Source organism: Acinetobacter portensis (assembly GCF_023158935.1).
Taxonomy (GTDB): domain Bacteria; phylum Pseudomonadota; class Gammaproteobacteria; order Pseudomonadales; family Moraxellaceae; genus Acinetobacter; species Acinetobacter faecalis.
The window spans coordinates 1,128,790-1,144,158 of sequence record NZ_CP096120.1 but is presented as its reverse complement, the minus strand read 5'-3'; the positions used below and the strand labels follow the sequence as shown (position 1 = coordinate 1,144,158).

The window sequence follows — 15,369 nt, the reverse complement described above, 5'->3', positions numbered from 1 at the left end:
GTCGCATTTTGTGTGCAGAACACGTATGATTTAAAATCATAATTGATAATTTATTGATTAATCAAAATTTAATAATTCTGCATATACTGTTTTAAAATCAGGGATTTATATGTCACAGGCTACTGCCAACTCAAAGCAAAATTCAACAAAAACAACACCTACGCTTAGCGAAAGTGCTCAGCTTAAAGAATTTCGTACGCCTCCACATAACTTGGCGATTGAACAAGCTGTACTTGCTGCTCTTATGACTGTTGCTGAATCCTTTGAACAAGTAGGTGATGTACTTCAAGAATCTGACTTTTACGCAACACGACACAAATATATTTTCCGTGCCATTGATACACTCGCAAAAGAAAACTCACCTTACGATGCCGTATTGGTAAATGATTGGCTTATTAAGCAAAATTTACTCGATGCAGCGGGTGGCGAAGAATATTTAATGCAATTGATGGCCGATTCTCCATCAAGTTTTTATAATATTGAAACCTATGCATCTAAAATTAAAGAATTTTCCACGTTAAGAAATATGATTAAGGTCAGCTCTGAAATCTTACAAAATGCTTATGACACCAAAGGTCGCAATGTCAGTGAAATTTTAGATTTAGCTGAAACCAATATTTTCCAAATTGCAGAGCAACATAATAATAATAAAAAAAATGCAGGCCCAAAGCCTATTAACTCCGTTGTTGCAGATGTATTTGATAAGTTAAATGAACTTTCACAAATGGAAGGTAGTATTACAGGTTTAACTACAGGCTTTGTTGAACTTGATAATAAAACTTCAGGTATGCAAGCAGGCGATTTAATTATTGTGGCTGCTCGTCCATCTATGGGTAAAACAACATTTGCCATGAATTTGGTTGAAAGTGTTCTGTTTAACAATAACTTACCTGCGCTTGTATACTCAATGGAGATGCCCGCAGATTCGATTGCAATGCGTCTAATTTCATCTTTTGGACGTGTTCATCAAGGGCATTTGCGTTCAGGAAAAATGGACAGCGATGAATGGTCAAAAGTAACCAGCACTATTGTTCATTTACAAGAAAAAAATCTTTATATTGATGACTCTTCTGCATTACCACCAACAGAATTACGTTCACGAGCACGTCGTATTGCAAAACAACATGGCGGTAAACTCGGATGTATTATGGTCGATTACCTTCAGTTAATGAAAGTTCCTGGTATGGGCGACAACCGTGTTGGTGAGATTTCTGAAATTTCACGAAGCTTAAAAGCACTTGCCAAAGAAATGCAATGCCCCGTTATTGCACTTTCTCAGCTTAACCGTGCACTAGAGAACAGACCAAATAAACGCCCTGTAATGTCAGATTTACGTGAATCTGGTGCGATTGAGCAGGATGCCGATTTGATTATGTTTATTTACCGTGATGAGGTTTATAATAAAGAGTCAAAAGAAGCAGGTACTGCCGAAATTATTATCGGTAAGCAACGTAACGGTCCTATTGGTACTGTTCGCCTTGCTTTTGAAGGTCAATACACTCGTTTTAGTAATTTATCACCTGAGTTTTATGCTCAATATGATGACGAAGAATAAAATCTATTCTTTTCATCATTTTATAATTTTTCGTCCCAAGGAGTATCTAGGGTGCGTCAAGCAACAGTTTATATTGATAGCGAAGCACTTCAATATAATTTAAACCGCGTTAAACAGCTTGCTCCAACTGCCAAAATTGTCAGTATGGTCAAAGCCAATGCCTATGGACATGGTGTTAAAGACTGTTTAGCAGCCTTAGCAAATACAGATGCTTTTGGTGTTGCTTGCTTAGAAGAAGCTTTAGAAATTCGTGAATTAGGCTATCAACAACCAATTACGCTCATTGAAGGCATTTTTTCTGCTGAAGAAATGCAAATTGTGATCGATCAAAATATTGAAATTGTTGTTCATCATCAACAACAGCTTGATTGGTTACGCGCACAAAAAGATGCTTATATTGCTAAAAATCTTAAAATTTGGGTAAAACTGAATAGCGGAATGAATCGCTTAGGTTTTAAAGTTGATGAAATTATAGATGTGATCCATCAACTTAAAGCAGATGGTTTTAACTGTGTACTTGCTATGCATTTTGCCAATGCAGATGCTGACAATCACCCTTTGAATGAACAACAAAAACAACAATTTTTACATGTAAAAGAAGCTTGCGCTCCAATTTTGGCATCTTGTTGTAATTCTGCTGCTATTTTTAAATGGCCTGAACTAAATTTCGATTTTGTACGCCCTGGTATTATGCTTTATGGTGCAAGCCCATTTGCAGACAAAACCGTAGAAGATTTAGATATTCAACCTGTAATGACATTTACAGCCGAAATTATTGCTTTAAATACCATTCAAGCAGGTGAATCCGTTGGTTACGGATCTACATTTATTGCAGATAAAGAAACAGAACTCGCTATTGTTTCTATTGGCTATGGTGATGGCTACCCTCGTGCTTTCTTCAAACAAAATTATGTTGCAATAAATGGCCAAAAAGTGCCTGTTGTAGGACGTGTTGCAATGGATATGATTGCAATTGATGTCACAGATTTAAATGCACAATTAGGTACACAGGTTGAACTTTGGGGTAAACATCGCTTAGTTGATGATGTTGCTGAAGCTAATGGCACAATTGGTTATGAATTATTATGCCGATTAAGCAACCGCCCTATTCGTAAAAAACCTTAATAATCTCTATAAAAAAGCCCAAAATACTTTGGGCTTTTAAAATTCTATAAATCAATCAATCTTTTATATCAACCAATAAAGTAATAAGCTCTTCAACTTGATGTGGTTGCAATAATTTTGGTCTAAATAATTCAAACCCTTGATCTCGCATATACTGCTGAATTACGCTATTTCTTCTAACATATTTCATTGACCAATCTACAAAATGTGATTTGTTTACAGGCTTATATTCAAAAAGAGTAAATCCTTTATGGCGCGTATCTTTCTTTAACTTTTCAATCAGAATATCTAAAGCTTCCTTTTTACCTTCTAGACATTGAAAAAAATACTGATCCGCGAAATAAAGAACACCTCTAATTTCATGATCGACATTAAAATCACGTGCTTCTTTTAAAATATTTCTTAAGTCTTCTAACAACTTATCATTATCTGAAGTTGAACAACTCGCATAACATAATTGGTACATGCATGCTCCTTTTATTATTATAAAAATTAAATAGTTAAATTTCGCTTTAACAATGTAATTCTTTTAAAAATAAAAGCAAACATTTTAATCAAAAAAATCTAACGTCTTTAAAATACATTCAAATAGCCACATTTACATATTAAGTCTCCGCCTAAATAGATTTATCATTTAATTATTGATTTTGCAATTATTCATTAGACTTCCGTCATAAATCAAAAAACGTACAATTTATTTGATCTTAAATTAATCAGCAAAATTATTTAATCCAAGGGATAATCTTTGGATGAAATTCAAAGATATTCAAAAATTATCAGACGTTAAGTTTCGTAGGCTTACCGGTGTTAGTTGGGCTACATTTAACCTCATGTTGGCCGAGCTAAATAAGGAGTTACCTTGTCATATTGGTAAAGGACGACCACATAAATTACCGTTGGAAGATCGTTTACTCTTATGTATAGAATATTGGAGAGAATATCGAACATTTTTCCATCTTGGTATGAGTTACGGTGTATCTGAAACGAGTGCAATTCGTATCACACGCGTTATTGAAGATACCTTAATCCGTTCTGGAAAATTTAACTTGCCAAAACAACTTCCTAATCGAGATGAAGTGGATTGGGAAGTTGTTGTGATTGATGCAACTGAAATATTAGTTCAACGTCCAAAAAAAACAGAAGAAATGGTATAGCGGTAAAAAAAAGCGACATACCTTTAAATTTCAGCTATCTATGCACTATACAACAGGTGAAATACTGAGTGTATGTGGAAGTCATGGAAGCATGCATGATTTTAAAATATTTAAAAAAAGCATGAGGAAATTAAAATTTAAGCCCTTTTTTATCGTTGATAAGGGGTATTTAGGGATAAAGAAATTGGGTTTTGGATGCCTCATGCCATCTAAAGCAAAGAAAACTGAAAAACTAGATTCTGAATTAAAAAAGTTAAATAAAGAGATTGGTCGTAGACGAATTCAAGTAGAGCATGTATTTGGAAGGATGAAATGTTTTAAGATTTTATCTTGTGTATATAGAAATCGTCGTAAACGATTAAACCTGCGGTTTAATTTACTTGCTGGCATATACAATTTAGATTGGGTGAAAGATAAACAATTAAATTGGTTGAAAAATGATTTATGAAGGAAGTCTATTAAAAATTTAATTGAATATGATTTTGTTAAATTTACTTGCTAAACCAATGCGGTTTTCATATTGTGTGATGTAGCCAATTTATGTCTTTCTCAATTCATCGTATTTTTATTCATTATGCAAGCACAAGAAAAAGAAACATCAAATACTTTATATCGCCAATGGCAAATTCTTTCTCGCTTATCTACGGGAAAATGGATGGGTACGCGTGAATTACAAGAAATTTTACAGCGTGAAGGCATTGATATTAGTTTGCGCACAATTCAGCGTGATTTAAACCAAATATCACAACGTTTTCCTATTGAAAATAACGGTACAGTCCCACAAGGCTGGCGTTGGCGTGCAGATGCACCGATTCAAAGCTTACCGCACATGACCAGCTCTCAAGCCGTTACTTTTATGATGGTTGAAGAACATTTGAAGCATTTACTTCCGCCAAGTTTGGTTGAAGAAATGAATCCTTGGTTTGATCTTGCACGTCGTAGCTTATCGACACAAAATAATGTGCGCCAATGGATTAACCGTGTTCGCATTGTGCCTGCAAACCAACCGCTTATTCCTCCGTTGGTTGATCGAGGTTCTCAACAAGCAATTTATGAAGGCTTGTTGCAAGATAAACAACTTGAATGTGTTTATCATGCACGTACAACTGGTGCAGAAGAAAAGACCTATGTTCTCAATCCTTTAGCATTAGTTCAAAAAGGTGCAGTTATTTATTTAATTTGCACTCGTTTAGACAAAACAGATATTCAGACTTTTGCCTTGCATCGTTTTAAGACAGCCAAAGTCCTCAATTCACGCGCATTACATCCTGTTGATTTTGATATAGATAAATATATTGAATCTGGTGCACTAGGTTTCCGTGTCGATTATACAAAGCCAACAGATTTGGTTAAATTAAAGCTCACAATGACACTTGAAAATGCTGCATATTTTGAAGAAAGTCAGTTGAGTAAAGATCAAATTATGGAAGATTTAGGCAATGGCTTAATTCAAGTTCAAGCCTCCGTTCCTTTTACATCTCAACTTGTTTGGTGGTTACGTAGCTTCGGACGTCGTATTCAAGATATTGAACCGATTGATGTATATAATGCAGTTTATGAAATTGAAGATTAAAAGAAGCCCAGTTAAGGGGCTTTATAATTTTATTCTTATATTTTTCTCATTTTTTGCGCTGTTGGTTTATAGAAATCGAAGCGTGTAAACAAAGCCCCCGACATTACAACCTTCTTTGTTATTTATATGCGTTATTTCACAATTCAGTTTAAGCATAGGCATGCTAAATCTGAATTGTTATAACGAATACTTTTCATAGTCATGGTGTTTACTTCGTGTTGTGAACATAAGGCTAATTTAATTGTTCTAATATTATTTGTGAAGGCTCTAGACTAGCAGATTTGCACTTAGTTTTACCTAATGAGGTCCCACAACTCTGTTGCTAGCTCATTAGGCTCCCTCATCCAACGCCATTCTGTTTCTTTAAGATGATAATCAAAATACTCTTTTGATATACCGTTGAACTTTGCTAGCCTTCTTTTACAAAAGCTCCAGAATGATTCTATTCCATTTATATGACATTGTCCTCTGGCAAATTCATTCGCTCCATGATTTACTCTAAAATGCTTTGAGTAACCAACATCTACCAAACCATTGTATCCACGCCAACCATCACTATAAATTACACTTTCAAGTGCAACTTTACCTAAGATAACTTGTTGTAATGTAGTCTTTTTACAATCAGGGACTATTTCTGTATAAACTCGACCATTCCTTTCAAATATTCCAAATACAGGTTGTTTTAAAGTACCTCGACCTCGCTTCAATTTCCCATGAAAACCACGTTGTCTTTTTGCTCCAAAATAGCTCTCATCAACTTCAATAGAACCTACAAACTTTGCTCTTAAATCTGTTTGATGATCGTAGATTGCTTCTCTAAAAAGCATGTACCAATAGTTGATGGTATTACGGTTCAAGTTAAGCAATAAGGCTGTTTTAGAAGCAGGAATATCAATGCAAAAGCACTGAATAATTTTTTTAATCTTATAGTGACTTAATTTACTGTTTTCTATCATGATTCTAGACTAACATATCTATTCTGCTAGTCTAGAGCCTTGTGAAATAAGTTGATGTGCTAAATAAATCATCTTTGCTATTAAAAATAAAACTCACTTTTCTTATAAATAAAAAAGCTAAAGTAACCGTAGCTACTTTAGCTTTTAAACGACTATTTTTTAATCTATCAATCTTTTAAACTGGTTTTATATTTAGATAATGCTGTTACAGCAACTGCAGATATTACAACTGCAGGCAAACTTGCCATTAAGATACCTGTTGTGCCTAAACCGAGCGCCAAAATTTTCCCTGTTAATAAAGGTCCTGTCATTGCACCTAAACGCCCTAAGGAAATAGCACTACCAACACCAGTTACCTTACCCGAACCTGCGTAGAAAATTGGGGAAATACCATACAGAATTGACTGTCCTCCTGTAGAGAATATACCACCCATTACACCAGCCAAAATTAACAGTGGGATTGATGTCGTTGTGAATAATAATACAAGTGCTACAAATAAACCGCTGTAGATAATCGTAGCCATTTGCCACAATTTTAATTTATCTAGTAAATACCCTAACCCTAAAGTACCAATCACTGCACCTACTTGGAATAACAACATAATCATGAAAGCTTGTTGTCTTTCTAGACCTTGCTGCATCAATAAGTTTGGCAACCAGCTAATTAAAATATAGTTAATCATTAGCGTAAAAAAGAAACCAAACCACAATGGTACTGTTTGCTTATAACGCTGTTCCTTAAATAGAACCTGAACCATACCAGGTACAGCTTCATCCTGAGCTTGTTTAACTTCACGAGGCTTATCTTTTAAAATAAATGCCATGAATGGAATTAACAACAATGGTGTTAAACCACCAATCAAAAACAATGTTTGCCATTTAATATCGGTAATCAACATTGCTAGACCAGCAACAAAAATAGCACCTACAGGCAAACCACAGTACATTAAACTATTCAGCTTTCCTCGATTCTCTTCAGTTGCTTCATCACCCACAACAGAAATCATGGTTGGCATAGCAGCACCCAAACCAACGCCTGTTAAAAAGCGAGCAATATAAAGTACTTCTAAACTAGTCGCGATTGCAGTAACCGACATGAATACACCAAAAATACCAATCGAGAGCATTAAAACTTTTTTCTGCCCAATATAATCGGCTACACGACCACCAAAGAATGCACCAAACAACATTCCAAATACACCAAGGCTAAACACGTAACCCATTTGAATTTGGTCTAAACTAAATGATTCGGCAATTCCTTTTGCTGCAATACCAGGTGCTTGCAAGTCAAACCCTTCAAAAAAGGCAACCCAAAAACACAAAAATACCACGAGTACTTTTTGTATTTTAGTTCTCTGAACACTCATTTCTTCATCCTAAATTGGCGAATTTATTTCAAATCCATTTTCAGTATTTTCTATAGTTTGAAATGAAATAAGTATCTCTACGTTAGTCTTGCGAAAATTTAAATAGACTAAATTAGTATGATTTAATACATAAAAACTTACTTTGGATATTCCACTTAAAATAAATTATCTATATAAAATATATAGTTATATAAATGAGATATTAAAATAATCGTACGATCACTTTTTATAATCATTAAAAATTTATATAAAAAAACCCGCATTTAGCGGGTTTTTTTATCAGCTTAAAATCTTATGCAGATTTTTTCACTTGGTTATTTTTACGAATGGTAATCATCACAAGTTGAACCGCAGCAGGCGTAACACCCGGAATACGGCTTGCTTGTGCTAAAGTTTCAGGACGAACATCCTTTAACTTCAACGTAATTTCACGAGATAAACCTGAAACAATGTCGTAATCAAAATCGGCAGGAATACGTGTTTCTTCAAGACGCTTCATTTGAGCAACATCTTCTTGCTGACGGTTAATATAACCTGCATATTTCACAGCAATTTCAATTTGCTCACCCACAAAAGCAGAAACTTCAGAACCTGTGATTTCAGCAATTTGTGAGAAATTAATATTTGGACGCTTCAGCAAATCAATCGCATTTGTTTCTTTAGATAAATCATCACCTGTTAATTCAACAAACTTTTTACCTAAAGGATTATTTGGTGCAGCCCAAAGATGTTGCAAACGACCTGTTTCAGTTTCAATCGCTTCCATTTTCTCGCAGTAAGATGCCCAACGCGTATCATCAACAAGACCCATTTCACGACCAATAGCCGTTAAACGCTGATCTGCATTGTCTTCACGAAGCATCAAACGATATTCCGCACGCGATGTGAACATACGGTAAGGTTCTTTCGTACCTAATGTAATTAAGTCATCTACAAGCACACCAATATACGCTTCATCACGTTTAGGCGTCCATTGTTCTTGATCCCATGCACGGCGCGCAGCATTTAAGCCTGCAAGTAGACCTTGAGCGCCCGCTTCTTCATAACCTGTTGTACCGTTAATTTGACCTGCAAAATACAAGTTATTAATGGCTTTAGTTTCTAAAGAGAATTTTAAAGCTTGTGGATTGAAATAATCGTACTCAATTGCATAGCCTGGACGCATAATATGCGCATTTTCCATACCACGAATTGAACGAACCAATTCAAACTGAACATCAAAAGGTAAAGATGTAGAAATACCATTTGGATAAAGCTCATGTGTATCTAAACCTTCAGGTTCAATAAATACTTGATGCGAATCTTTATCTGCAAATTTATGAATCTTATCTTCAATTGATGGGCAGTAACGTGGACCAACACCTTCAATCACACCTGTATACATAGGTGAACGATCTAAACCACCACGAATAATGTCGTGAGTTCTTTCGTTTGTATGTGTGATATAGCAATTCACTTGTTCAGGATGCATTGAAGCATCGCCCATAAATGACATAGTCGGAGATGGGAAATCACCCGGCTGTGCTGTCATTACAGAGAAATCGACTGAACGTGCATCAATACGTGGCGGTGTACCTGTTTTTAAACGACCTACTGGTAAATTTAATTCACGTAAACGATGTGCTAATGAAATAGATGGTGGATCACCCGCACGACCACCAGATGCATTATTTAAACCAATGTGAATTACACCACCTAAGAATGTACCTGTGGTTAAAACAACAGTTTTCGCATCGAAGCGTACGCCCATTTGAGTAACAACACCTTTAACGGTATCGCCTTCAACAATTAAGTCGTCTGCTGCTTGTTGGAAAATATCTAAATTTGCTTGATTTTCTAATGTTTCACGAATTGCAGCTTTAAAACGTACACGGTCTGCTTGAGCACGTGTTGCACGAACAGCAGCACCTTTACGTGAATTTAGAATACGGAATTGAATACCGCCTTTATCGGCAGCAAGTGCCATAGCACCGCCCAAGGCATCAATTTCACGCACTAAATGCGATTTACCAATACCACCGATGGCTGGGTTACAGCTCATCTGCCCTAAAGTCTCAATATTGTGAGTTAAGAGTAATGTCTGTCGACCCATACGTGCCGCAGCCAATGCTGCTTCTGTACCTGCGTGACCGCCGCCGATAACAATGACATCGTAAACTTTAGGATAGTGCATAGTGGTATGAGAGATAAAAAATAATGACTGAATATTGTAGCAAAATTTAGGCTTTAAGTTGACAATTTAAGTCGAATTTATCGTAATAAAAACATACTAGAAAAATACCGCATCTTTATAGATTAATTTTTAAACGCACAAAAATAAAATGAACAGTCATCTTTTATGGTTTACATACCTTTCACAACTATGGTTTATATCTTTTTACAGCTAAATAATTACAAGTAAATTTACAACAAACACATGCATATGGAATATGCCAAAACGACAATATTTACAGGAGTAAATCTATGAACATGGGAATTATTACTGTGCTTTTGCCTCTCGCATTAGCCATTATTATGATTGGCTTGGGTTTAGAACTCACACTAAACGATTTTAAACGTGTATCTAAGCATCCTAAAGCTGTACTTATTGCCCTATTCTGCCAATTGGTTATTTTAGTTGGTGTTGCATTTTTACTCTGTAAAGTTCTTTCTTTACCAGCATTACTTGCCGTAGGTTTAATGTTGCTTGCAGCGTCCCCTGGTGGTAGTACAGCCAATTTATTCAGTTACTTATTTAAAGGTGATATTGCACTCAACATTAGTTTAACTGCCATAAATTCTGTTGTTGCAGCTATAACTCTACCTTTAATTATGAATTTTTCTATTTTGCACTTCATGCAAGAAAATCAGCAAATTACATTACCTTTGTCAAAAATAGTGCAAGTATTTGCCATTATTATTGTTCCTGTGGGTATTGGAATGCTGATTCGTCACTATGCGCCAAAACTTACAGAAAAATTAAATAAACCTTTACGTATATTTGCTATTGTCTTTTTAATTGCAATTATTGCCCTTGCAATATTTGCAGAACGCCAAAATATTGCGACATATTTAACCCAAGTTGGGCTCGCAACTGCAATATTCTGTGCATGTAGTTTGGCAATTGGTTACTTTGTACCACGGCTTTTAGGTATTAGTAGCACTCAAGCACGTGCATGTGCGTTTGAAATTGGCATTCATAACAGTACACTGGCAATGACCATTGCATTAACTGTTATGGCAAATACCACAATTGCCATGCCTGCTGCGGTTTACTCTATATTTATGTACATCTTCGCGGCTGCTTTTGGTTTTATGATCACTCGAACCAAACAAGCAACTGAACAAAATACTTAAATGTAAGATAAAAAATGATAATTGGAGCGGTATCTACACATCACCACTCCAATTTTTCAGCAGTGTGCTTTCAGATCGGCTACAATACGCAAGATATAAAATTTTTTAGGTTATTCCCGTGAAGTGGTTACAAATTCATATTACTGTTGAACAAGCTCAAGTCGATTTCACCGAAACTCTTTTAGAATCTCTTGGCGCAGTTAGCGTTACTTTAGACGATGCTGAAAATCAAGACTTGCTTGAGCCACTTCCAGGCGAAACACCTCTTTGGAATAAAGTTATTGTTACAGGCATTTACGCGCAAGAAGATGACGAAGAAATTGATGTTGCTGCATTAGAAACATTTATTCGTACTCAACTTCCTACAGAACCTATGCGTAGCGAATTTATGGAAGACCAAGAGTGGGAACGCACTTGGATGGATGCATACGAACCAATTCAAATTGGTGAGAAATATTGGATTGTTCCTGAATGGATGGAACCACCTGAAGCAGATGCTGTAAACATTAAATTAGATCCAGGTTTAGCATTTGGTACAGGTAACCATGCATCTACATTCCTTTGCCTACAATGGTTAGGTCAAACAGATGTTAAAGATAAAATTGTAATCGACTACGGATGTGGTTCAGGTATTTTAGCTGTTGCGGCCCTTTTATTAGGTGCTAAAAAAGTTTATGCCACAGATATCGATCCGCAAGCTGTTTTAGCAACACAACAAAATGCTGAATTAAATGGCGTATTAGATAACCTATATGTAGGTTTACCTGACGAATTTTACGAAACTTTAAAAGACCAAAAAGCAGATGTATTTGTAGCAAATATTCTTGCAGGTCCTTTAATGATGCTTGCCCCACAATTTGCGACACTTGTTAAACCTGAAAGTGAATTTGCATTGGCAGGTGTTATTCAAGAACAAGTTGAAGAAGTTTCTAGTGTATATTCAGAATTTTTTGATATATTACAAGTAGAAACGCGCGACGAATACTGGTGCAGAATCTCTGGAAAGCGTCATTCATTCTAATAACACAATACGTATAATTTATGAGTGAAAAACAAACTAGATGCCCTGAATGTTTAACAACATACAAAGTTACTGTGCCGCAGCTTACTGCGGCTCAGGGCATGGTTTGTTGCCCAAAATGCGATGAAACCTTTAACGCTGTTTCTTATTTAACATCTGTTCATAGCGAAATTGATACTTCTATTTCTTATCAATTTACTGAAGCAGAAAAATTTGCAAGTGATGGTGTCACGCAATATGTACCCACTTTGGCAGCCAATGTATCTAAAATTTTTGATGCAACAGTAGAAAACTCAACAATTAATTTAAGAACCTATTTAAACAACTTAAATGCATTTAATCCCGAACCAATTAATACATTCCCTTCAATTAATCTATCTAAAGACACTGACTTTATTGTCGAGAAGAAAAATAGCGTTCGTTATTACACAGTTTGGGGAATCATTAACTTTTCTTTAATCGCAATTTTTGTAATCCAAATATTAATGGTTAATCCTAGAACGCTAAATAATAATTCATTTATAAATAATGCTTACACACAAATCTGTAGCATTTTTAAATGTGACAATCTTATTCAACAGTATTATTTAGTCGATTTAGTCGATGTCAAAATAACAACCATAAATAATAAAGCAACAAATATTTCAGGTTATCTCATTAACCATAATGAACATAGCCTGACACTTCCCCTTATTCATGTAAACTTATTAAATAATAATGTAACAGTGCATTCGCAGATTTATCATCCAAAAGAATACCTCATTAAAAGCTTAGTCAATGTCGAACGAATCCCTCAGAATAGTCCATTCAACTTCAATATTATTGTTCCAATTGCAAAAAAAGACTTCAATGATTATGAGATACAAATCATTCGCCCCTGAATATTGAAAAAAACTATTAAAAATCACAAAAAAAAGTAAAAAAAATGCAGTTTTCTTGCTCACTTTTTCTTATACAATGGTATGATACGCGCCACGAAAGCTTTGTTCTGCTAACTCCTCGCTTATTTCACAACATAATTAAATCCACAAAATGCGCTTTATGAATATTAATGCGTATCGAGTAGATTTTTTTGTTTGAGAAAGGTCTGTAACAAATCTTTAACTATTGTTACGCTTAAATTTCGACCAAAGCTCTGAGTTGTGGCAAGCTATATGCCAGTTTTAAAATATTCGGTTTTAGAATCTAGAACCAAATATTCGTTAAATTTTATAGACCATATTTATATATCACTTTACCCAAGTGATATTTGTTTCGGATTAATTCGCATGAATAGCAAATCTCCTATTTTTACTGCTCAATCTGATGTTGCTCTTCGTATTCACGTAGATCGCGCAGTTCGCCACTATTTTGCACAATTGCAAGGTGAGCAACCATCACAAGTTTACGACATGGTGTTGGCAGAAATGGAGAAACCTCTTTTATCTGTAGTTTTAGAATATACACGCGGTAACCAAACTCGTGCTGCTGAAATTCTAGGACTTAACCGTGGTACTTTACGTAAAAAGTTGAAAGCTCACGGTTTAATGAGTGAATAAATGATAAAATGCTTGCGGCTTCCGCAGGCATTTTTTTTATCTGTATATTAGCTAATTTGTTTTAATCTGTTTCTTAAAGACTGTGACGAAGATCATGACTATTAAACGCGCTTTAATCTCTGTTTCCGACAAAACTGGTATTGTTGAGTTTGCACAAGAACTTGCTGCTCTTGGGGTAGAAATTTTATCTACTGGTGGCACATACAAATTGTTGAAAGACAATAATGTGACTGTAGTTGAAGTTTCAGAGCACACTGGTTTCCCAGAGATGATGGACGGCCGTGTAAAAACACTTCATCCAAAAATCCATGGTGGTATCTTAGCTCGTCGTGGTCTAGACGAAGCTGTGATGGCTGAACACAACATCGATGCTATCGATTTAGTTGTTGTTAACCTTTATCCATTTGCAGCAACTGTAGCTAAACCAAACTGTTCACTTGCTGATGCAATCGAGAATATCGACATCGGCGGTCCAACAATGGTTCGTGCTGCTGCTAAAAACCATGCATCTGTTGGTATTGTTGTAAACGCATCTGACTATTCTACTGTTGTTGCTGAACTTAAAGCTGAAGGTGCTTTATCTCTAGCTACACGTTTTGATTTAGCGGTTAAAGCATTTGAACATACTGCTCAATACGATGGCATGATTGCTTCTTACTTAGGCGCTCGCGTAGGTAAAGAAGAAGGTCAAGCTGACAAATTCGCACGTACATTCAACACGCAATTAAACAAAGCTCAAGACTTACGTTACGGTGAAAACCCGCATCAGTCTGCTGCGTTCTATGTTGAATCAACTGCAACTGAAGCTTCTGTTTCAACTGCACAACAGTTACAAGGTAAAGAATTATCTTATAACAACATTGCAGATACAGATGCAGCACTTGAATGTGTTAAATCATTCGCTAAACCTGCTTGTGTAATTGTTAAACATGCAAACCCATGTGGCGTTGCTGTTTCTTTAGACGGTATTCAAGTTGCTTACGATTTAGCTTATGCAACTGATCCTGAATCTGCATTCGGTGGCATTATTGCATTCAACCGTGAATTAGACGTTGCAACTGCACAAGCAATTGTTGACCGTCAATTTGTTGAAGTAATTATTGCTCCAAGCGTTGCTGAAGGCGTTCTTGAAGTAACAGGTGCGAAGAAAAACGTACGTGTACTTGTATGTGGCGAATTACCAGCAATTGACGAACGTGCTGCTCAACTTGACTACAAACGTGTAAATGGTGGTTTATTAGTTCAAGATCAAGACTTAGGTATGATTACTAAAGATGATCTTAAAGTTGTGACTAAACGTGCTCCAACTGAAGCTGAAATTGATGACATGATTTTTGCTTGGAAAGTAGCAAAATATGTGAAATCTAATGCGATTGTTTATGCAAAAGGTCGTCAAACAATTGGTGTTGGCGCAGGTCAAATGAGCCGTGTAAACTCTGCTCGTATTGCAGCAATTAAAGCTGAACATGCTGGCTTAGTGGTTGAAGGCGCTGTAATGGCATCTGATGCATTCTTCCCATTCCGTGATGGTATTGATAACGCTGCTAAAGCAGGTATCAAATGCATTATTCAACCGGGTGGTTCTATGCGTGATGAAGAAACAATTGCTGCTGCTGATGAAGCAGGTATTGCAATGGTATTCACAGGCATGCGTCACTTCCGTCACTAATTGATTAGAAGTCGTATTTTATAATCCCCCTAAATCCCCCTTTGTAAAAAGGGGGACTTTTCGCATAATAGGACT

General features: G+C 35.9%; 13 protein-coding genes and 1 pseudogene. 10 read left to right on the top strand and 4 right to left on the bottom strand.

All coding sequences use genetic code 11. The annotated features are described in order from the left end of the window. The first annotated feature begins 109 nt into the window (after window positions 1–109). Both dnaB and alr read left to right on the top strand, forming a co-directional pair. Window positions 110–1,555 carry a replicative DNA helicase gene (gene dnaB, locus MZO21_RS05685; protein WP_154773458.1) on the top strand — a complete coding sequence of 482 codons (1,446 nt, stop codon included), beginning with the start codon at window positions 110–112 and terminating at the stop codon, window positions 1,553–1,555. Window positions 1,556–1,606: 51 nt separating this feature from the next. Then, window positions 1,607–2,680: an alanine racemase gene (gene alr / locus MZO21_RS05680; protein WP_171501346.1), complete on the top strand. Its 1,074-nt coding sequence runs from the start codon at window positions 1,607–1,609 to the stop codon at window positions 2,678–2,680. A gap of 55 nt (window positions 2,681–2,735) precedes the next feature. Here the strand turns inward: alr and MZO21_RS05675 are convergent, their stop codons facing one another. Next, a complete protein-coding gene (locus MZO21_RS05675; RefSeq protein WP_154773457.1) occupies window positions 2,736–3,146 on the bottom strand; it encodes a BLUF domain-containing protein in 411 nt (136 codons plus the stop codon). A 283-nt stretch (window positions 3,147–3,429) separates the two neighbouring features. Here MZO21_RS05675 and MZO21_RS05670 point away from each other — a divergent pair, with 283 nt between their 5' ends. The 3 genes and pseudogenes from MZO21_RS05670 (at window position 3,430) to MZO21_RS05660 (ending at window position 5,407) form a co-directional block, all read left to right on the top strand. Beyond that, entirely contained in the window at window positions 3,430–3,834 is a 405-nt protein-coding gene (locus tag MZO21_RS05670; RefSeq protein ID WP_152872730.1) for a transposase family protein, read from the top strand. 37 nt (window positions 3,835–3,871) lie between these two features. Next, a pseudogene (locus tag MZO21_RS05665) lies at window positions 3,872–4,282 on the top strand (transposase family protein); the annotation flags it as partial. A gap of 123 nt (window positions 4,283–4,405) precedes the next feature. Beyond that, a complete protein-coding gene (locus MZO21_RS05660; RefSeq protein WP_248104240.1) occupies window positions 4,406–5,407 on the top strand; it encodes a helix-turn-helix transcriptional regulator in 1,002 nt (333 codons plus the stop codon). A 293-nt stretch (window positions 5,408–5,700) separates the two neighbouring features. On the opposite strand, the gene MZO21_RS05655 is transcribed toward MZO21_RS05660, so the two are convergent. The 3 genes from MZO21_RS05655 to mnmG all read right to left on the bottom strand — a co-directional run bounded on the left by MZO21_RS05655 (window position 5,701) and on the right by mnmG (window position 9,903). Then, window positions 5,701–6,363 carry an IS1595 family transposase gene (locus tag MZO21_RS05655; protein WP_152875444.1) on the bottom strand — a complete coding sequence of 221 codons (663 nt, stop codon included), beginning with the start codon at window positions 6,361–6,363 and terminating at the stop codon, window positions 5,701–5,703. A gap of 167 nt (window positions 6,364–6,530) precedes the next feature. Next, entirely contained in the window at window positions 6,531–7,730 is a 1,200-nt protein-coding gene (gene mhpT / locus MZO21_RS05650; RefSeq protein WP_154772147.1) for a 3-(3-hydroxy-phenyl)propionate transporter MhpT, read from the bottom strand. Window positions 7,731–8,022: 292 nt separating this feature from the next. Continuing rightward, the gene (mnmG, locus tag MZO21_RS05645; RefSeq protein ID WP_154772148.1) at window positions 8,023–9,903 is read right to left on the bottom strand and encodes a tRNA uridine-5-carboxymethylaminomethyl(34) synthesis enzyme MnmG; all 1,881 of its coding nucleotides are present in this window, start codon (window positions 9,901–9,903) and stop codon (window positions 8,023–8,025) included. A gap of 290 nt (window positions 9,904–10,193) precedes the next feature. Between mnmG and MZO21_RS05640 the strand changes: the two genes are divergently transcribed. From MZO21_RS05640 to purH, 5 genes are all read left to right on the top strand, one after another. Beyond that, window positions 10,194–11,066, top strand: coding sequence for a bile acid:sodium symporter family protein (locus tag MZO21_RS05640; RefSeq protein ID WP_154772149.1), 873 nt, complete (start codon window positions 10,194–10,196; stop codon window positions 11,064–11,066). Between the two features lie 118 nt (window positions 11,067–11,184). Then, window positions 11,185–12,087, top strand: coding sequence for a 50S ribosomal protein L11 methyltransferase (gene prmA, locus MZO21_RS05635; protein WP_171501213.1), 903 nt, complete (start codon window positions 11,185–11,187; stop codon window positions 12,085–12,087). 20 nt (window positions 12,088–12,107) lie between these two features. Then, window positions 12,108–12,968: a DUF3426 domain-containing protein gene (locus tag MZO21_RS05630; RefSeq protein ID WP_154772150.1), complete on the top strand. Its 861-nt coding sequence runs from the start codon at window positions 12,108–12,110 to the stop codon at window positions 12,966–12,968. A 387-nt stretch (window positions 12,969–13,355) separates the two neighbouring features. After that, entirely contained in the window at window positions 13,356–13,625 is a 270-nt protein-coding gene (gene fis / locus MZO21_RS05625) for a DNA-binding transcriptional regulator Fis (protein WP_001086304.1), read from the top strand. A gap of 94 nt (window positions 13,626–13,719) precedes the next feature. After that, entirely contained in the window at window positions 13,720–15,294 is a 1,575-nt protein-coding gene (gene purH / locus MZO21_RS05620; protein WP_248102274.1) for a bifunctional phosphoribosylaminoimidazolecarboxamide formyltransferase/IMP cyclohydrolase, read from the top strand. Window positions 15,295–15,369: the final 75 nt, after the last annotated feature.

Bases quoted from the DNA above. Each gene is read 5' to 3' on its own strand.
- MZO21_RS05630 (WP_154772150.1), top strand. From the start codon at position 12,108: ATGAGTGAAAAACAAACTAGATGCCCTGAATGTTTAACAACATACAAA.
- MZO21_RS05675 (WP_154773457.1), bottom strand. From the start codon at position 3,146: ATGTACCAATTATGTTATGCGAGTTGTTCAACTTCAGATAATGATAAG.
- MZO21_RS05655 (WP_152875444.1), bottom strand. From the start codon at position 6,363: ATGATAGAAAACAGTAAATTAAGTCACTATAAGATTAAAAAAATTATT.
- purH (WP_248102274.1), top strand. From the start codon at position 13,720: ATGACTATTAAACGCGCTTTAATCTCTGTTTCCGACAAAACTGGTATT.
- MZO21_RS05670 (WP_152872730.1), top strand. From the start codon at position 3,430: ATGAAATTCAAAGATATTCAAAAATTATCAGACGTTAAGTTTCGTAGG.
- mhpT (WP_154772147.1), bottom strand. From the start codon at position 7,730: ATGAGTGTTCAGAGAACTAAAATACAAAAAGTACTCGTGGTATTTTTG.
- dnaB (WP_154773458.1), top strand. From the start codon at position 110: ATGTCACAGGCTACTGCCAACTCAAAGCAAAATTCAACAAAAACAACA.
- mnmG (WP_154772148.1), bottom strand. From the start codon at position 9,903: ATGCACTATCCTAAAGTTTACGATGTCATTGTTATCGGCGGCGGTCAC.
- MZO21_RS05640 (WP_154772149.1), top strand. From the start codon at position 10,194: ATGAACATGGGAATTATTACTGTGCTTTTGCCTCTCGCATTAGCCATT.
- fis (WP_001086304.1), top strand. From the start codon at position 13,356: ATGAATAGCAAATCTCCTATTTTTACTGCTCAATCTGATGTTGCTCTT.